Genomic DNA, 14,609 nt, shown 5'->3' with positions numbered 1-14,609 from the left:
TTCACCCCACCCCGACTCACATTTCGCTGCGCTCAATGTGAGTCGACCCTCCCCCTCCAGGGGAGGGTGAAGGCGACCGTCAATAACACCGCGACGCGACGAACGCGTGGACGCGGTTGTCGCCGAGCACGTGGGCCATGAAGCCGGGCGATCCGAAGATCCGCGCGAACGCCGCGTCACGGATGCTCAGGCCGCCGGTGTAGGCGCCGAAGGCCGGCATCACCGCACGCTCGCCGTCGGAGGCGAAACAACGCCGCTCGATCGAGCGGCCGCGGGTCGGCACCCGTGCCTTGGGGTGGAGGTGGCCGGCGATCTCGCCGGCAGCACCAGTCGGCTCATGGCGGAATACGATCGGGCCGATCGCGACCTCGGTCGCGACCACGCCGCCGAGATTGGTCGGCAGCGCCGGATCGTGATTGCCCGAGATCCAGATCCAGTTGCGCCGCACCTGCAAGGCCGCGAGCGCCTCGCGATCCGGCTCCGACAGGCGCGCATGCGCATCGCGATCGTGAAAGCTGTCGCCGAGCGCGATCACCTGCCGAGGATCGTGCCGCGCGATCACAGCGGCGAGCCGGCTCAACGTCGCCACCGTGTCGTAGGGTGGTAGCAGCACGCCGTGGGCAGCGAAACTCGAGCCCTTTTCCAGATGCAGGTCGGACACCACGAGCAGGCTCTGCTCTTCCCAGAACAGCGCGCCGGAAAAATCCGCCACGAAGCCGACATCCGCCACCGTGACCCTCGAAACGCGCATGTCGTCACCGTCTCGCAAAGCTAGCGCGCTTGCCGTCACGTGCTGTTCCCCAAAATATCAGCGCTACGTCGTCGCCTCCCGCACGAGTTCCTCGGCCGCCTCGGCCAGAAGCTCGTCGGATGCTTCGCCATAAACTGACTCGCGGCCGATTTCCAGCAGCGCGGGCACGGCAAGCGGAGAAACGTGGTCGAGGTCCTTGTGGGTGATTCGGCCGTGGATGCGCGAAAGCATGTCGCTGAGGCGGCGGAGATCGAGCAATCCCGTGGCGGCATCGCCGCGCGCGGCGCGCAGCAGCACATGGTCGGCCTGGTGCTTGCGCAGCACGTCGTAGATCAAATCGGTCGAGAACAGCACCTGGCGGCGCGACTTTTCCTCGTCGGTGAAGCGGCGCGCGATCAGCCCCGAGATGATGGCGCAGTTGCGGAAGGTGCGCTTCATCAGCGCGGATTCCGCGAGCCACGCCTCGAGATCGTCGCCGAGCATGTCAGGATCGAACAGCGCGTTGAGATCGAGCTTGCCGTGCCGGATCATGAAGGAGAGATCGCCGACGCCCCAGACCGCGAGCGCGTATTCATTGGCGACGAAGCCGAGCGGACGGGCGCGGGCACGCTCCAGCCGGCGCGTCAGCAGCATGCCGAGCGTCTGATGCGCGAGCCGCCCCTCGAAGGGATAGCAGACCAGATAATGGCTGCCGCCGCGCGGAAAGGTTTCGACCAGCAGCTCGCGCACCGCCGGGACCCGCGAGAATTTTCGTTGCAGCGACAGCCAGTCGTGCACCTGATCCGGCAATCCGTTCCAGGCCCGGCTGTTGTCGAGCAGCTTGCGGACGCGTTCGGCGAGATAGGTCGACAGCGGAAACTTGCCGCCCATATAGGACGGCACTTTTGCATCCTTATCATTAGCGCGGGAGACATAGACCTGATCTTCGACCAAGGCCTCGTAGCGCACCACCTCGCCGCCAAAGACAAAAGTGTCGGCGGGCACGAGGCCCTCGATGAAGACCTCCTCGATCTCGCCGAGCATCCGGCCGCCGCGGGCGATCGCGCCGGTCGACCCGCTTCCACCGGCGCGCGAGCGCACCAGCCGCACCTTCAGCATGGTCTCCTCAACGATGGTGCCGACGTTGAGGCGGTAGCTCTGCCGCACCTTGGGATTGGTGACGCGCCAGCGGCCCTGCTTGTCCTGCTTGATCCGCGCGAAACGCTCATAGGTTTTCAGCGCGTAACCGCCGGTCGCGACGAAGTCGACCACATCGTCGAAATCGGTTCGCGCCAGCGACGCATAGGGCGCCGCGGTCCTGACTTCACCGTAGAGTTCGTCGGACAGGAACGGCTTGCCGCAGGCGCAGCCGAGCACGTGCTGGGCCAGCACGTCGAGCGCGCCCGAGCGCAGCGGCGGGGTGTCCTGCGCATTCTCGGCGATGGCGTCGATCGCGACACGGCATTCCAGCACCTCGAAGCGGTTGGCCGGCACCAGCACGGCGCGTGAGGCCTCGTCGAAGCGGTGGTTGGCGCGGCCGATCCGCTGCATCAGCCGCGACGAGCCTTTCGGCGCGCCGATATTGATGACGAGGTCGACATCGCCCCAGTCGACGCCGAGATCGAGCGAGGAGGTGCAGACCACACCGCGCAGCCGGCCGGCGGCCATCGCATCCTCGACCTTGCGGCGTTGCGCGACGTCGAGCGAGCCGTGATGCAGCGCGATCGCGAGCCCGTCGTCATTCATGCGCCAGAGATCCTGGAACAGCATCTCGGCCTGGCTGCGGGTGTTGACGAACACCAGCGTGGTCTTGTTGCGCTTGATCAGCTCGTAGACCTCGGGCAGCGCATGACGCGCACTGTGGCCGGACCACGGCAGCCGTTCGCGCGTGTCGAGCATCTCGACCACCGGCGGCGCGGCGCCGCCGGCGATCACGACGTCGGCAGACACGCTCTCGCCGCCCGGCTGCGGCACCAGGAAACGCGCCAGCTGTTCAGGTTCGGCCACCGTCGCCGAGAGGCCGATGGCGCGCGCCTGCGGCGCAATGGTCCAGAGCCGCGCAAGCCCGAGCGACAGCAGATCGCCGCGCTTGGAGGTGACCAGCGCATGCAGCTCGTCGAGCACGATGCGCTTCAGCGAAGAGAACAGGAACGGCGCATCGTCGGACGCCAGCAGCAGCGCCAGCTGTTCCGGCGTGGTGAGCAGAATATCCGGCGGATAACGCCTCTGCCGCTGCCGCCGCGACACCGGCGTGTCGCCGGTGCGGGTCTCGATCTTGATCGGCAGCCCGATCTCGGCAACCGGCGTCTCCAGGTTGCGCGCGATGTCGACCGCGAGCGCTTTCAGCGGCGAGATGTAGAGCGTGTGCAGCCCACTGGAGCGGCGAACGCCGCGGCCGGTGGAGATAAGGGTGGGCCGGGCCTTCTCTAATCCGCTTGCTTCTCCACTTGCGAACTGGTCGGGCTCCCTCCCCCTAAAAGGGGGAGGGTTGGGGTGGGGGGCAGCCGCTTGCTCCGTGCCCGCGGCTGACCCCCACCCGTCCCGCTCGGTTGCGCTAGCGCGCCCCCGAGCGTGCCGACCTCCCCCTTTCAGGGGGAGGTGAGAGGAATCATCACGGGTGAATCCCTCCCCACTCAACTCCACCAGCGTCGGCAGGAACCCAGCCAGCGTTTTGCCCGCCCCCGTAGGCGCGATCAGCAGCGCCGAGCGTTCCTCGCGCGCTTTCGCCAGCAGCGCGAGCTGATGCTCGCGCGGCGACCAGCCGCGTGAGGCGAACCAGTCGCGAAACCGGCGCGGCAAGAGATCGGCCGTTTCCGACGGCGTCACGGAAAAGAGATCGAGCGTCGACACGCCCAAGAGGTAGGCGGTTCAAGCGGTTTCGTCGAGGGTGGGACAGCCTGGGAATGCGAGGCAGTGCTTGAATCACGTCCGGACCGGCAGTTCCGAGATTGCCCTTGACTGGGCGTGACGGGGAGATGCCAAAACTCCGCAATCGATCCCGAACCTGAGATTCACGCCCCTCAACCGCCTGCGCCGAAGCCCAGTCTCGACCGCACGCGCGCCCGCACTATGTGCAGGCTTGCCGGCGGTTGCAGGACATTCGCGCTCGTTCCTGAGTAGCGCTCGGACATTGCGTTTCCATCCAAGTCTTCGACCAGCTCGAGGCCGACGTCCGCCAAATCCTTCGCAATCTCCTTGGGATCAAATCCCGACACATAAGGTTCGCCCATCGTCGCGACCGCCCGGGCATTTTGATTATGAGGCGACCGCGATCCACCCGGGGCAAATTCTCTTTGGTCGACATAAGTGAAGACAAGCTCGCTTCCCTCGGAGCCGCAGGTCACCACAGCACGCAGGGTCGCCAAATTGGCTTCCCGCGTCAGATACACGGTGACACCAAGCAACGAGAAAAATGCTGCCTCGTTCCGCTGGAACGAGGAGCGGGTCAGGGCGGTTGCGAGATCCTCCTTCACGAGGTCGGCCGCGATGAAGTGCACCGACTCCGGAAGCGAGACGCCGCATTCCTTGATGCGCTCAATCTTCATCAGCTGCGTCGCCGGGTGGTCGATTTCGAAGATGTCGAGAGCATCGGAAAAGGCCGGGCGGCGAAGCGCGAAGCTGTCGAAGCCCGCACCGATCAGGACATATTGGCGCACGCCCCTGTCCGCGGCCTGCCTCAGCGCATCCTCGGCGTATCGGGAGCGGATCACTACTCCGGGGTAGGCGGCATTGGTTCGCAGGAATTCATCCAGGATCGAATCCGGCGTCAGCAAGGCGCGGGCACGGGCCTCTGAATTCATGCGAGTCAGAATCCGCTGACTCATTCTGTCGCGTTCGGAGTTGGGAATAAGGCGATCGCCCCAAGGGTCATCTAAAAGAGGAGACGCGTCGGATCGCGAATGCAGCGCCCTCATAAGCGACGTCGCCATGGCCGTGCGGCTGGCCGCTTCCCTCATCGATTTTCTCCTGGACCTTACGCCTGCCGCTTCGGACCTGAGTTATGGCGGCAGCCTATCAGGAATTGGGACGGACGGCGATGAGATTGGCCTGAAGCGCGGCAGCCTGAAGGCGGCCTCCATCTCTCGCCGCGACAGGCGGAGAGGGATGGAGGAAGATCGGTTCTTGATCGTGCTTCCTACTCCGTCATCGGCTCGCCGGAGAGGTCCCAGTCCTTGCCGTTGAAGATCGAGACATAGAGCGTCTTCATCGGCGTGTAGTCGTCGGGCGTATAGCTGTAATTGATGCCGTCGAGGAAATAGGGCGAGTGGAAGCCGGCCAGCGTGGTGGCGTGCTTCAGCACGTTGGCGCGGGTCAGATCGTCGCCGCAGCGGCGTAGGATTTCGCCCATCGTCGCCGCCTGGCCATAGCCGGCGAAGGCGATGGTGTTATCAGGATCGATGTTCGGCAGGTACTTCTTGCGCAGCTCCTCGAACGCGACCACATCCGCGTCCTTCTCGTAGCGGGGCACGCCCACTTCCTTGTTGTAGCGGATCGCGACGATATCCTTGGCGTTCTCGAGGCCCGCAGCGCTCAGGATCGAGCGGCCGGTCGAGCCCGCCGACAACAGCTGCAGCGGCTTCCAGCCGAGCTCGGCCACCTTGCGGATCGACTGCGACGTCGCCTTGCCTGTCGTGATGTTGTAGAACACGTCGGCGCCCGACTTCGAGAGATTGATGAGCTGGGAATCGACCGTCGGATCGGTGAGATCGTAGGTCTGCTCCAGGATCACCTGGGCCTTGCCGCCGGCATCGGCCAGCACCTTCTTGAACGGCCCGAGGAAGTCACGGCCGAAATCGTCGTTCTGGTACAGGATGCCGATCTTGGCGTTCGGCTTCACGCTGACGACGTGCTTGGCGAGGATGCGCGCCTCGGTCGGATAGAGCGGCAGGCCCGCCATGGTCCATTTGAAATTCTTCGGATCGTTCCACTTCGAAGCGCCGGTGTTCAACAGCAGTTGGGGAACGCCCTTGGAGTTGAGGTATTTGTGCACGGCGGTCTGCGGCGCGGTGCCGAGCGAGCCATAGAGCGCCAGCACCTCCTCCTGCTCGACCAGGCGGCGCGTCGCCTCGACGCATTTCGGCGCGCTGTAGGCGTCATCCATCGTGAGGAATTTCACCTTGCGGCCGTTGATGCCGCCCTTGTCGTTCAGCATCTGGAAATAGGCTTCGCCGACGCGGCCGAGCACGCCATAGAGCGAGCCGGGGCCGGAATGCGGCACGGTCTGGCCGAGCTTGATCTCGGTGTCACCAGCACCCGGATCGTACTTCTTGTCGGCGGCCCGGACGAACGGCGCAGGCAGCACGGACGCTGCGATCACGGACAATGCGGTGGCGCCGAACTCGCGCCGCGTATGTTTTTTCATTGGTTCTCTCCCTGAGGCGAAAAGCTCTCGCATTCCGCCTTGCGCCGGGCAAGCGCGAAGTCACCGCTTTGCGGCGCAATGCCGCGTCACGGCAAATGCGTAGCGTGTAGACTCAAGTTTGAGAGCGAGCTCGGCTCTCTCTTCCCTTCTCCCCTTGTGGGAGAAGGTGGCGCGGACGCAGTCCGCGACGGATGAGGGGTATGCATCCGCGGAGAGAAACCCCTCACCCGGCTTCGATGCAAAGCATCGAAGCCACCCTCTCCCACAAGGGGAGAGGGTGCGTTACGGCTTGACGGCGACGGCGACGAGGCCGGGCGCCGGGATGTTGTCCTCATTGCGCGCCGAGAGATCGTCGAGCAGCGCCAGCGTCAGCCCTGCGGCGGCGACGGAAGCGCGCACGTAAGGCGCGCTATGGGCGTAGCGCAGCCCCTCGCCGAGGATGACGCCCTCGCCGTCATGGGTCTCCGTGGTGAAAGCGAGCACGCCGCCTCCGACCAGCACGCGCGCGGCCTCGGCGAGCACCGGCGCGAGATCGGCGACATAGACCATCGCGTCCGCAGCGAGGATCAATTCGGCGCTGGCGTCCGGCTTGCCCGAAATGCCCTTCAGCATGTCGTCGACCTCGAGCTCGGCATAGAGCCCGGTGGCGCGCGACTTGTCGATCATGCGCGGCGACAGGTCGATACCGATGAATCGATCGACGTGCTGCGCGAATGCAGCGGCCGCAAGGCCTGTGCCGCAGCCGAGATCGATCGCGCGCTTGAAGAACGCCGGCTTCTTTGCGGACGCGCGCACCGACAGCACGGCCTTGAACAGCAGCGCCGGGCCGCGATAGCCGAGATCGCCGACCAGCGCCGCCTCGAAGCGCGGCGCATATTGATCGAACAATGTCTGCACATAGCCTGGCGGCATCGCGCTGACGGCCTCGACGCCGAGCTGCATCAGGTGCAAGCCGGCACCATGGCGGTCCTCCGGATCGGCGTCGCGCGCGGCGCGGAAGGCTGCGATAGCCGCCTCGCGCTGGCCGAGCTCGAGGCGGACCTTGCCCAGCGTGTACCAGGCCGACGGGAATTTCGGCACGAGCTCGATCGCCTGTTCGAGCAGCTCGGCAGCAGCCGGCAGATCGCCCTTCAATTGCAGGTCGCGCGCGAACTCGTAGCGGCGGTCGGCAACGAGGTCGCCGGAGGACAGAAACAGGCGGGGGGCCATTTTCTTCTAAGGAACCGATCTTGTCTTAAGGATCCTGGCCAAGTCCGGCCATCCATTAAAGCACGGACTTTTTCCGGAGATGGATGCGCGGGTCAAGCCCACGCATGACGGCTAAACATCGCGGATCGAGCGCCTATATAGGACCGATGCGCCCGCAAGACATCCTGATGCCCGTCCCGGCCGGGCTTTGCTGCAAGCCCGGCGGCTTCCACATCGATCCTGTCAGGCCGGTCGAGCGGGCACTGATCACGCATGGCCATTCCGATCATGCGCGGGCGGGCCATGGCGCGGTGCTTGCGACCCGGGAAACGCTCGACATGATGCGGCTGCGCTACGGCGAGAACTTCGCCGGATCGACGCAGGCGGTCGCCTACGGCGAAGAGATCAGGCTCGGCGACGTCACGGTGGCGTTTCATCCCGCCGGACATGTCCTGGGCTCCTCCCAAATATCGGTTACCTGCAAGGACACCCGCATCGTCGCCTCCGGCGACTACAAGGAGGCGCGCGATCCGACCTGCGCGCCATTCGAGCTCGTGCCATGCGACGTCTTCATATCAGAGGCGACCTTTGGCCTGCCGGTGTTCCGCCATGGCGATGCCGCCGGTGAGGTGAACAAGTTGCTGGCATCCGTGAAATTGTTTCCCGAGCGGGCGCATCTGGTCGGCGCTTATTCGCTAGGCAAGGCGCAGCGCGTGATCGCGCTGCTGCGCGAGGCCGGCTACGACGCGCCGATCTATCTGCACGGCGCGATGGAGAAGATCACCTACTATTATCAGGAGCGCGGCATTCCGCTCGGCGAGCTCCGGCCCGCGCGCGGCATGAAGAAGGCCGAGCTCGCCGGCACCATCACGCTGGCACCGCCGAGCGCGACCTCCGACGTCTGGACGCGGCGCTTTCCCGATCCGGTCACGGCTTTTGCATCGGGCTGGATGCGCGTCCGCGCCCGGGCGCGGCAGGGCGGCATCGAGCTGCCGCTGGTGATCTCGGATCATGCCGACTGGGATGGCCTGACGGCGACGATCGCCGCCACCGGTGCGGGCGAGATCTGGGTCACCCATGGGCAGGAAGATGCGCTGGTGCATTGGTGCAAGAGCAAGGGCCTTGCCGCACGGCCGCTTGATCTGGTCGGCTATGGCGACGAGGACGAGGGCGAGACGGCAGCGATCACGGGCGAGGCCGAGCCCGGCGGCGAGGCAAAAGCATGAACCGCTTTGCCGAGTTGCTCGACCGCCTCGCCTACGAGCCCGGTCGCAACAACAAGATCAAGCTGCTGGTCGCCTATTTCCGCGAGACCGAGGATCCCGACCGCGGCTACGCACTGGCGGCGCTCACCGGCGCGCTGTCCTTCAAGCACGCCAAGCCGGGCTTGATCCGCGACCTGATCACCGAACGCACCGACCCGGTGCTGTTCGGCTACTCCTATGATTACGTCGGCGATCTCTCCGAGACCGTCGCGCTGATGTGGCCGAAATCTTCTCCCTCTCCCGCTTGCGGGGGAGGGTCGGGGTGGGGGTCTCTCCACACGGTCGACAAGCGGAAAGAGCCCCCACCCGGATCGCCCGACAGCGCTGACGCGCAGCCGAACGATCCGACCTCCCGCGCAAGCGGGAGAGGTGATGAAGAAGGCCCGCCGCCCAGTACCCGCCACAACAACCCGCCGCCTCCCACGCTCACCGATGTCGTCACCACGCTGCGCACGCTCGGCAAGGCCGAGCTGCCGGCGCAGCTGGCGCGCTGGCTCGACGAGCTTGACGAGACCGGGCGCTGGGCGCTGCTGAAACTCGTCACCGGGGCGATGCGGATCGGGATCTCGGCGCGGCTGGCGAAGACCGCGGTGGCGGCGCTCGGCGACAAGGACCCGCACGAGGTCGAGCTGATGTGGCCCGGGCTGTCGCCGCCTTATCTCGAATTGTTCGCCTGGCTCGAAGGCCGCGGCGACAAGCCGATCAACAGCGATCCAACGCCGTTCCGCCCGGTGATGCTGGCGCATGCGATCGAGGATAGCGATTTCGCCAATCTCGACGCCGCCGATTTCAGCGCGGAATGGAAGTGGGATGGCATCCGCGTGCAGGCTGTTGCCGGCCGCGATACGCGCGGCCATATCCAGGCGCGGCTCTATTCACGCACCGGCGAGGATATCACCGGTAGCTTCCCCGACCTCGTGCCGTCGCTGCATCTGCCCGGCGCGATCGACGGCGAATTGCTGGTGCTGCGCGAGGGTCGCGTGCAGACCTTCAACGTGCTGCAGCAGCGGCTGAACCGCAAAGTCGTTTCGCCGAAGCTGATCAAGGAATTTCCGATCCACTTACGCGCCTACGACCTGCTCGGCGACGACGCGAACGATCTGCGCGAGCTGCCGTTCACCGAACGCCGCGCGCATCTCGAAGCCTTCGTCGCCAGGCTGAACGATCCGCGCATCGATCTGTCGCCGACGGTCCCGTTCGCGAACTGGGAAGAGCTGGCCGCGGCGCGCGCCGATCCGAAAAGCGCGGGCGCCGGCGACGATGCCGACGCGGTCGAAGGCGTGATGCTGAAGCGGCGCGACGCGCCCTATCTGCCCGGGCGACCGAAGGGCCCGTGGTGGAAGTGGAAGCGCGATCCGCACATCATCGACGCCGTGCTGATGTATGCGCAGCGCGGCCACGGCAAGCGCTCGTCCTATTACTCCGACTACACGTTCGGGGTCTGGACCCGTGGCGATGCCGGTGATGAGCTGGTGCCGGTCGGCAAGGCCTATTTCGGCTTCACCGACGAGGAACTGCTGCAGATCGATCGCTTCGTCCGCCGCAACACCACCGAGAAGTTCGGTCCCGTCCGACATGTCGTGCACGAGCCGGATCAGGGGCTGGTGCTGGAAGTCGCCTTCGAGGGCTTGCAGCGCTCGCCGCGTCACAAATCCGGCGTCGCGATGCGCTTTCCCCGGATCAGCCGCCTGCGCTGGGACAAGCCGCCGCGCGAGGCCGACCGGCTGGAGACACTTGAACGGATGTTAATCTCCATGACAGGAAGTTAAACCCGCAAGCCGCATGGCAGCCATTGATCGCTGCTCACGGGTTTCCCATGTGCTGCGCCGTGACCTATAATGCGCGGGCGATTCCGCCAGGAGACCAAGATGCCAGACAACATCCGGGACTTGCCGGCCGGCAGCCAGAGCGATGGCCTGTACCGCTTTCTCGGCGGATCGCCGCTCTCGGTGGCGTTCCGGCTGATCCTGCTCTCGATCCTGGTCGGCGTCGTGCTCGCCGCGATCGGCCTCGATCCGTGGAACATCCTCAACAGCGTCCGCAGGCTGTTCCAGACCATCTGGGATTTCGGCTTCGACGCGATCAACTGGGCGTGGCGCTACTTCCTGCTCGGCGCCGTGATCGTGATCCCGATCTGGCTGTTGTCGCGGCTGTTCGGCGCGCCGCGCGGCCGCTGATCCAAAGGAAAGCTCCGAGCCGATGCAATTGCGATTTGTCGGCTGCGGCGATGCATTCGGCTCCGGGGGCCGCTTCAACACCTGCTTCCATGTCAGCGGCGCGCGCGTCAACTTCCTGATCGATTGCGGCGCGTCCTCGCTGCCGGCGCTGAAGCGGCTCGAGATCGACCGCGACGCGATCGACCTGATCCTGATCACCCATTTCCACGGCGATCATTTCGCCGGCCTGCCGTTCTTCCTGCTCGATGCGCAATTCTCCCGCCGCATCCGGCCGCTCGTGATCGCAGGTCCCGAAGGCATCGAAACGAAGCTGCCTGAGGTGATGGAGGTGATGTTCGAGCATTCCTCCCAGACCAAGCAACGCTTCGATCTCGCCGTCGTCACGCTCGCACCGCAGGCGCGGCGCAGCTTCGGCGAGGTGACGGTGACGCCCTATCCTGTCGTGCATGGCGAATCCGGCGGGCCATTTCTCGCCTATCGCATCGAGGCAGAAGGCCGCGTCGTCAGCTACAGCGCCGACACCGAGTGGACCGATGCGCTGATCCCGGCCGCGCAGGGCGCCGACCTCTTCATCACTGAGGCCTATACCTACGACAAGATGGTCAGGAACCATCTCAGCCTGAAAACGCTGGAAGCGCATTTGCCCGCCATCAACGCCAGGCGCGTTTTGCTGACCCATATGAGCGACGACATGCTCGACCGCGTCGACAACCTGCCCTACACGGCAGCCAGCGACGGCATGATCGTGGCGTTTTGACCGTGCGATTGCCTTGCAGGTCAACCCGCCCCTCCGCCACCGCATTGCTCTGAGTACAATTCCGGCATGGTCGCGCGACGGATGTCGCGATAGAAGCGCATATTCCTTGCAACTGTAGCCATGCACGCACCCATTCACCCGAAGATCACGACCCGCCAGGTGTTCGCCATCGCCGGTCCCGCGATGGTCGCCAACCTGACCACGCCGCTGATCGGCATCGTCTCGACCACCGCGATCGGCCGCCTCGACGATGCCGCGCTGCTCGGCGGGGTGGCGATGGCCTCGGTGATCTTCGACTGCCTGTTCTGGCTGTTCGCCTTTCTGCGCATGAGCACGCTGGCATTCACCGCGCAGGCGCAGGGCGCGGGCGAGCCGCAGGAATATGCCGCGATCCTGGTGCGCGGCTTCATCGTCGCCGGCCTGATCGGCGCTGCGCTGATCGCGCTGCAGGTGCCGCTCGCCGCAATCACATTCCAGCTGATGGGCGGCAGCGAAGGCGTCACGCGCGCGGCCAAGAGCTATTTCATGATCCGGATCTGGTCGGCGCCGCTGGCGCTCGCCAATTATGTCATCCTGGGCTGGCTGGTCGGCCAGGCGCGCGCCAATCTAGCGCTGGTCCTGCAGATCGTGATCAATCTGATCAACATGGCGGCGACCGTGCTGCTGGTGCAGGTCTACGGCACCGGCATTGCAGGCGCCGCGATCGCCGCCGTGCTCGCCGAGACGGCCGGTTTCGTTGTCGGCATCGTCGTGGCATGGCGGATCTCGCGAGGCGGCTTTGCGGTTCCTGCGGCCACGCTGTTCGACCGCGCCAAGCTGATGCGCATGCTGGCCGTCAACCGCGACATCATGGTCCGCACCGCGGCGTTGATCGTCGTGTTCCTGTTCTTCACCGCCAAGGGCGCGCGCGAAGGCGACGTCACGCTGGCGGCGAATTCGGTACTGAACAATTTTCTGCTGGTGAGCGCCTTCTTCCTCGACGGCCTCGCCAACGCCGCCCAGCAGCTCTGCGGCCGCGCCTTCGGCGCGCGCGACGCACGCGGCTTTGCCGATGCGACCCGGCTGGTGCTGCTGTGGGGTGTCGGCTTCGCGCTGGTCGTCTCAGCGCTGTTTGCGCTGTTCGGACCGGTGCTGATCAACCTGATGACGACGAGCGAGGACGTGCGCCGCTATGCGCGCGCGTTCCTGGTGTTCGTGATCCTGGCACCTCTGCCCGGCGTGTTCGCCTTCGGCTTCGACGGCATCTATGTCGGGGCGACCTGGGCACGCGAGATGCGCAATTTGATGCTGGCCTCGCTCGCGATCTTCCTCGCCAGCTGGTGGGCGCTCAGCGGATTCGGCAACACCGGCCTGTGGATCGCGCTGCTCGGCTTCTACGTCGCGCGCGGCGGCCTGCAGGGCCTGCGCTATCCGGCGCTGCTGAGGAAGTCGTTCAAGACTGCGTAGCTCTGTAGCCCGGATGGAGCGAAGCGAAATCCGGGGACCCCATCCGCGGTAACACTGCCCCGGATTGCGCTTCGCTCCATCCGGGCTACGGGCAATTACCTCACCGGCCAATCCTCGGCCGTGATGGTCGCGGCATCGGCGCCGACGATTTCCGACAGCGAGTCGCGCCCCGTGCGCAGCAGGGTTGAGGACAGATCGCGCTTGATGTCGTCGACCAGGCCGATGCCCTTGTAGACCAGCGAGGAATAGAGCTGGATCAGGCTGGCCCCGGCGCGGATCTTGGTCAGCGCGGCGCCGCCGCTATCGATGCCGCCGACGCCGATCAACGGAAATGCACCTTCGACGCGGACATAGGTTTCGGCGACCATCCGCGTCGACAGCCGGTACAGCGGACGGCCCGACAGACCGCCCTGCTCCCTGGCCCGGTTCTCCTCGCGCAAGGTCGAGGGGCGCGCCAGCGTGGTGTTGGCGACGATCATGCCGTCGACGCGCCGCGAGCGCGCGATGTGCACGACGTCGTCGAGTTCGGCGAGGCTGAGATCCGGCGCGATCTTCAGCAGCACCGGCGAATCGCCGGCGTTCTTGCGCACGCGCTCGCGGGTATCGATCACCCGCGCCAGCAGATCGTCGAGCGCTGCCGATTGCTGCAGATTGCGCAGGCCCGGCGTATTCGGCGAGGAGACGTTGACGGTGAAATAGCTCGCGACCGGGGCGAACGTCTCGATCAGCTTCACATAGTCGGCAACGCGGTCGGTCGAATCCTTGTTGGCCCCGACATTGACCCCGATGATGCCGCCGCCGCTGGCGCGCGCGGCGAGCCGCCGCAGCACGGCTTCCGCGCCGTCATTGTTGAAGCCCATGCGGTTGATGACGGCCTCGTCACGCTCCAGGCGAAACAGCCGCGGGCGCGGGTTGCCGGCCTGCGGCTTCGGCGTCACCGAGCCGATCTCGACAAAGCCAAAACCAAGCCGCAGCAGCGCATCGGGCACCTCGGCGCTCTTGTCGAAACCCGCCGCCATGCCGATCGGGTTCGGAAAGTTCAGCCCGAAGGCACGCACCGCGAGCTTCGGATCATCCGGCCGCTGCCGGATCGGCGGCAGCAGCTTCAAGCCCTGGATCGCCATGCGATGGGCATCTTCGGGATCGAACCAACGCAGCAGCGGGAGCGAGACGGCGTCGAAGGCGCGGATCACGGCTTGAGCTCCGGAACATCGTGGCCGCCGTCGGAGCGCGCGCGCAGGCTGAGGATTTCGGTGACCGCACCGAGGTCGAGCTCGCCATAGAGATGCGGGAACAGCTCGTCATTGCGCGAGCGTTCCCAGCGCAAGGCGTCGCCGAGCGCATCGGCATCGACCACGACCAGGAACAGGCCGGTTTGCCCGTGGTAGTGCTTGCGCGCGGTCTCGGCCACCTGGGCGGCGGTCGAAAAATGGATGAAGCCGTCGCGATTGTCGTCCGCACTGCCCCGGTAGACGCCCTGCCGCTCGGCCTCGCGCCAGGCCGAAGCGGGAGTGATTTTGTAGATCATGGGCACGGCCCGGCCTTCCCTTTTGTCCTTGAGTCTCTTGGGGTTTTATCCGGATTTGAGGGGAGATGCCCCAGACGCCATTTGGCGCGCGAGGGACCGTATCGGCGGCAGCGACGCAACTCAAGCGGTGGGGGGACACATCCGACGGCAGATTTG

General features: G+C 65.7%; 12 protein-coding genes. 5 read left to right on the top strand and 7 right to left on the bottom strand.

What is annotated here, in order from left to right:
• Positions 1-79: 79 nt before the first annotated feature.
• The 5 genes from pdeM to Q0030_RS30975 all read right to left on the bottom strand — a co-directional run bounded on the left by pdeM (position 80) and on the right by Q0030_RS30975 (position 7,301).
• Positions 80-751 (bottom strand): ligase-associated DNA damage response endonuclease PdeM, encoded by a 672-nt coding sequence (pdeM, locus tag Q0030_RS30995; RefSeq protein ID WP_298375944.1) that lies wholly within the window; start codon positions 749-751, stop codon positions 80-82.
• A 63-nt stretch (positions 752-814) separates the two neighbouring features.
• Positions 815-3,580 carry a ligase-associated DNA damage response DEXH box helicase gene (locus tag Q0030_RS30990; protein ID WP_298376059.1) on the bottom strand — a complete coding sequence of 922 codons (2,766 nt, stop codon included), beginning with the start codon at positions 3,578-3,580 and terminating at the stop codon, positions 815-817.
• 170 nt (positions 3,581-3,750) lie between these two features.
• Positions 3,751-4,686 carry a class I SAM-dependent methyltransferase gene (locus tag Q0030_RS30985; protein ID WP_298375942.1) on the bottom strand — a complete coding sequence of 312 codons (936 nt, stop codon included), beginning with the start codon at positions 4,684-4,686 and terminating at the stop codon, positions 3,751-3,753.
• A gap of 179 nt (positions 4,687-4,865) precedes the next feature.
• Positions 4,866-6,092: an ABC transporter substrate-binding protein gene (locus Q0030_RS30980; protein WP_298375940.1), complete on the bottom strand. Its 1,227-nt coding sequence runs from the start codon at positions 6,090-6,092 to the stop codon at positions 4,866-4,868.
• Between the two features lie 282 nt (positions 6,093-6,374).
• A complete protein-coding gene (locus Q0030_RS30975) occupies positions 6,375-7,301 on the bottom strand; it encodes a methyltransferase domain-containing protein (protein ID WP_298375938.1) in 927 nt (308 codons plus the stop codon).
• A gap of 146 nt (positions 7,302-7,447) precedes the next feature.
• Between Q0030_RS30975 and Q0030_RS30970 the strand changes: the two genes are divergently transcribed.
• The 5 genes from Q0030_RS30970 to Q0030_RS30950 all read left to right on the top strand — a co-directional run bounded on the left by Q0030_RS30970 (position 7,448) and on the right by Q0030_RS30950 (position 12,925).
• Complete coding sequence (locus Q0030_RS30970; protein WP_298375936.1) at positions 7,448-8,506, top strand: ligase-associated DNA damage response exonuclease; 1,059 nt, start codon at positions 7,448-7,450, stop codon at positions 8,504-8,506.
• A complete protein-coding gene (locus Q0030_RS30965) occupies positions 8,503-10,314 on the top strand; it encodes a cisplatin damage response ATP-dependent DNA ligase (RefSeq protein ID WP_298375933.1) in 1,812 nt (603 codons plus the stop codon). The genes Q0030_RS30970 and Q0030_RS30965 overlap by 4 nt, the downstream gene beginning before the upstream one ends.
• Before the next feature lie 99 nt (positions 10,315-10,413).
• A complete protein-coding gene (locus Q0030_RS30960) occupies positions 10,414-10,722 on the top strand; it encodes a DUF6460 domain-containing protein (RefSeq protein ID WP_298375932.1) in 309 nt (102 codons plus the stop codon).
• Positions 10,723-10,744: 22 nt separating this feature from the next.
• Complete coding sequence (locus tag Q0030_RS30955) at positions 10,745-11,479, top strand: MBL fold metallo-hydrolase (protein WP_298375929.1); 735 nt, start codon at positions 10,745-10,747, stop codon at positions 11,477-11,479.
• A gap of 120 nt (positions 11,480-11,599) precedes the next feature.
• A complete protein-coding gene (locus tag Q0030_RS30950; RefSeq protein ID WP_298375927.1) occupies positions 11,600-12,925 on the top strand; it encodes an MATE family efflux transporter in 1,326 nt (441 codons plus the stop codon).
• A 95-nt stretch (positions 12,926-13,020) separates the two neighbouring features.
• Here the strand turns inward: Q0030_RS30950 and Q0030_RS30945 are convergent, their stop codons facing one another.
• On the bottom strand, positions 13,021-14,118 hold the full coding sequence (locus tag Q0030_RS30945; protein ID WP_298375925.1) for a quinone-dependent dihydroorotate dehydrogenase: 1,098 nt from the start codon (positions 14,116-14,118) through the stop codon (positions 13,021-13,023).
• Positions 14,115-14,459 (bottom strand): DUF952 domain-containing protein, encoded by a 345-nt coding sequence (locus tag Q0030_RS30940; protein ID WP_298375923.1) that lies wholly within the window; start codon positions 14,457-14,459, stop codon positions 14,115-14,117. The genes Q0030_RS30945 and Q0030_RS30940 overlap by 4 nt, the downstream gene beginning before the upstream one ends.
• Between the last annotated feature and the right edge of the window lie 150 nt (positions 14,460-14,609).

Source organism: uncultured Bradyrhizobium sp. (assembly GCF_947648125.1).
In the GTDB taxonomy this organism is placed as follows: Bacteria; Pseudomonadota; Alphaproteobacteria; order Rhizobiales; family Xanthobacteraceae; genus Bradyrhizobium.
The sequence above is the reverse complement of the archived record's forward strand: the minus strand, read 5'-3'. Positions and strand labels throughout refer to the sequence as shown.

Bases quoted from the DNA above. Each gene is read 5' to 3' on its own strand.
- pdeM (WP_298375944.1), bottom strand. From the start codon at position 751: ATGCGCGTTTCGAGGGTCACGGTGGCGGATGTCGGCTTCGTGGCGGAT.
- Q0030_RS30985 (WP_298375942.1), bottom strand. From the start codon at position 4,686: ATGAGGGAAGCGGCCAGCCGCACGGCCATGGCGACGTCGCTTATGAGG.
- Q0030_RS30980 (WP_298375940.1), bottom strand. From the start codon at position 6,092: ATGAAAAAACATACGCGGCGCGAGTTCGGCGCCACCGCATTGTCCGTG.
- Q0030_RS30975 (WP_298375938.1), bottom strand. From the start codon at position 7,301: ATGGCCCCCCGCCTGTTTCTGTCCTCCGGCGACCTCGTTGCCGACCGC.
- Q0030_RS30970 (WP_298375936.1), top strand. From the start codon at position 7,448: ATGCGCCCGCAAGACATCCTGATGCCCGTCCCGGCCGGGCTTTGCTGC.
- Q0030_RS30965 (WP_298375933.1), top strand. From the start codon at position 8,503: ATGAACCGCTTTGCCGAGTTGCTCGACCGCCTCGCCTACGAGCCCGGT.
- Q0030_RS30960 (WP_298375932.1), top strand. From the start codon at position 10,414: ATGCCAGACAACATCCGGGACTTGCCGGCCGGCAGCCAGAGCGATGGC.
- Q0030_RS30955 (WP_298375929.1), top strand. From the start codon at position 10,745: ATGCAATTGCGATTTGTCGGCTGCGGCGATGCATTCGGCTCCGGGGGC.
- Q0030_RS30950 (WP_298375927.1), top strand. From the start codon at position 11,600: ATGCACGCACCCATTCACCCGAAGATCACGACCCGCCAGGTGTTCGCC.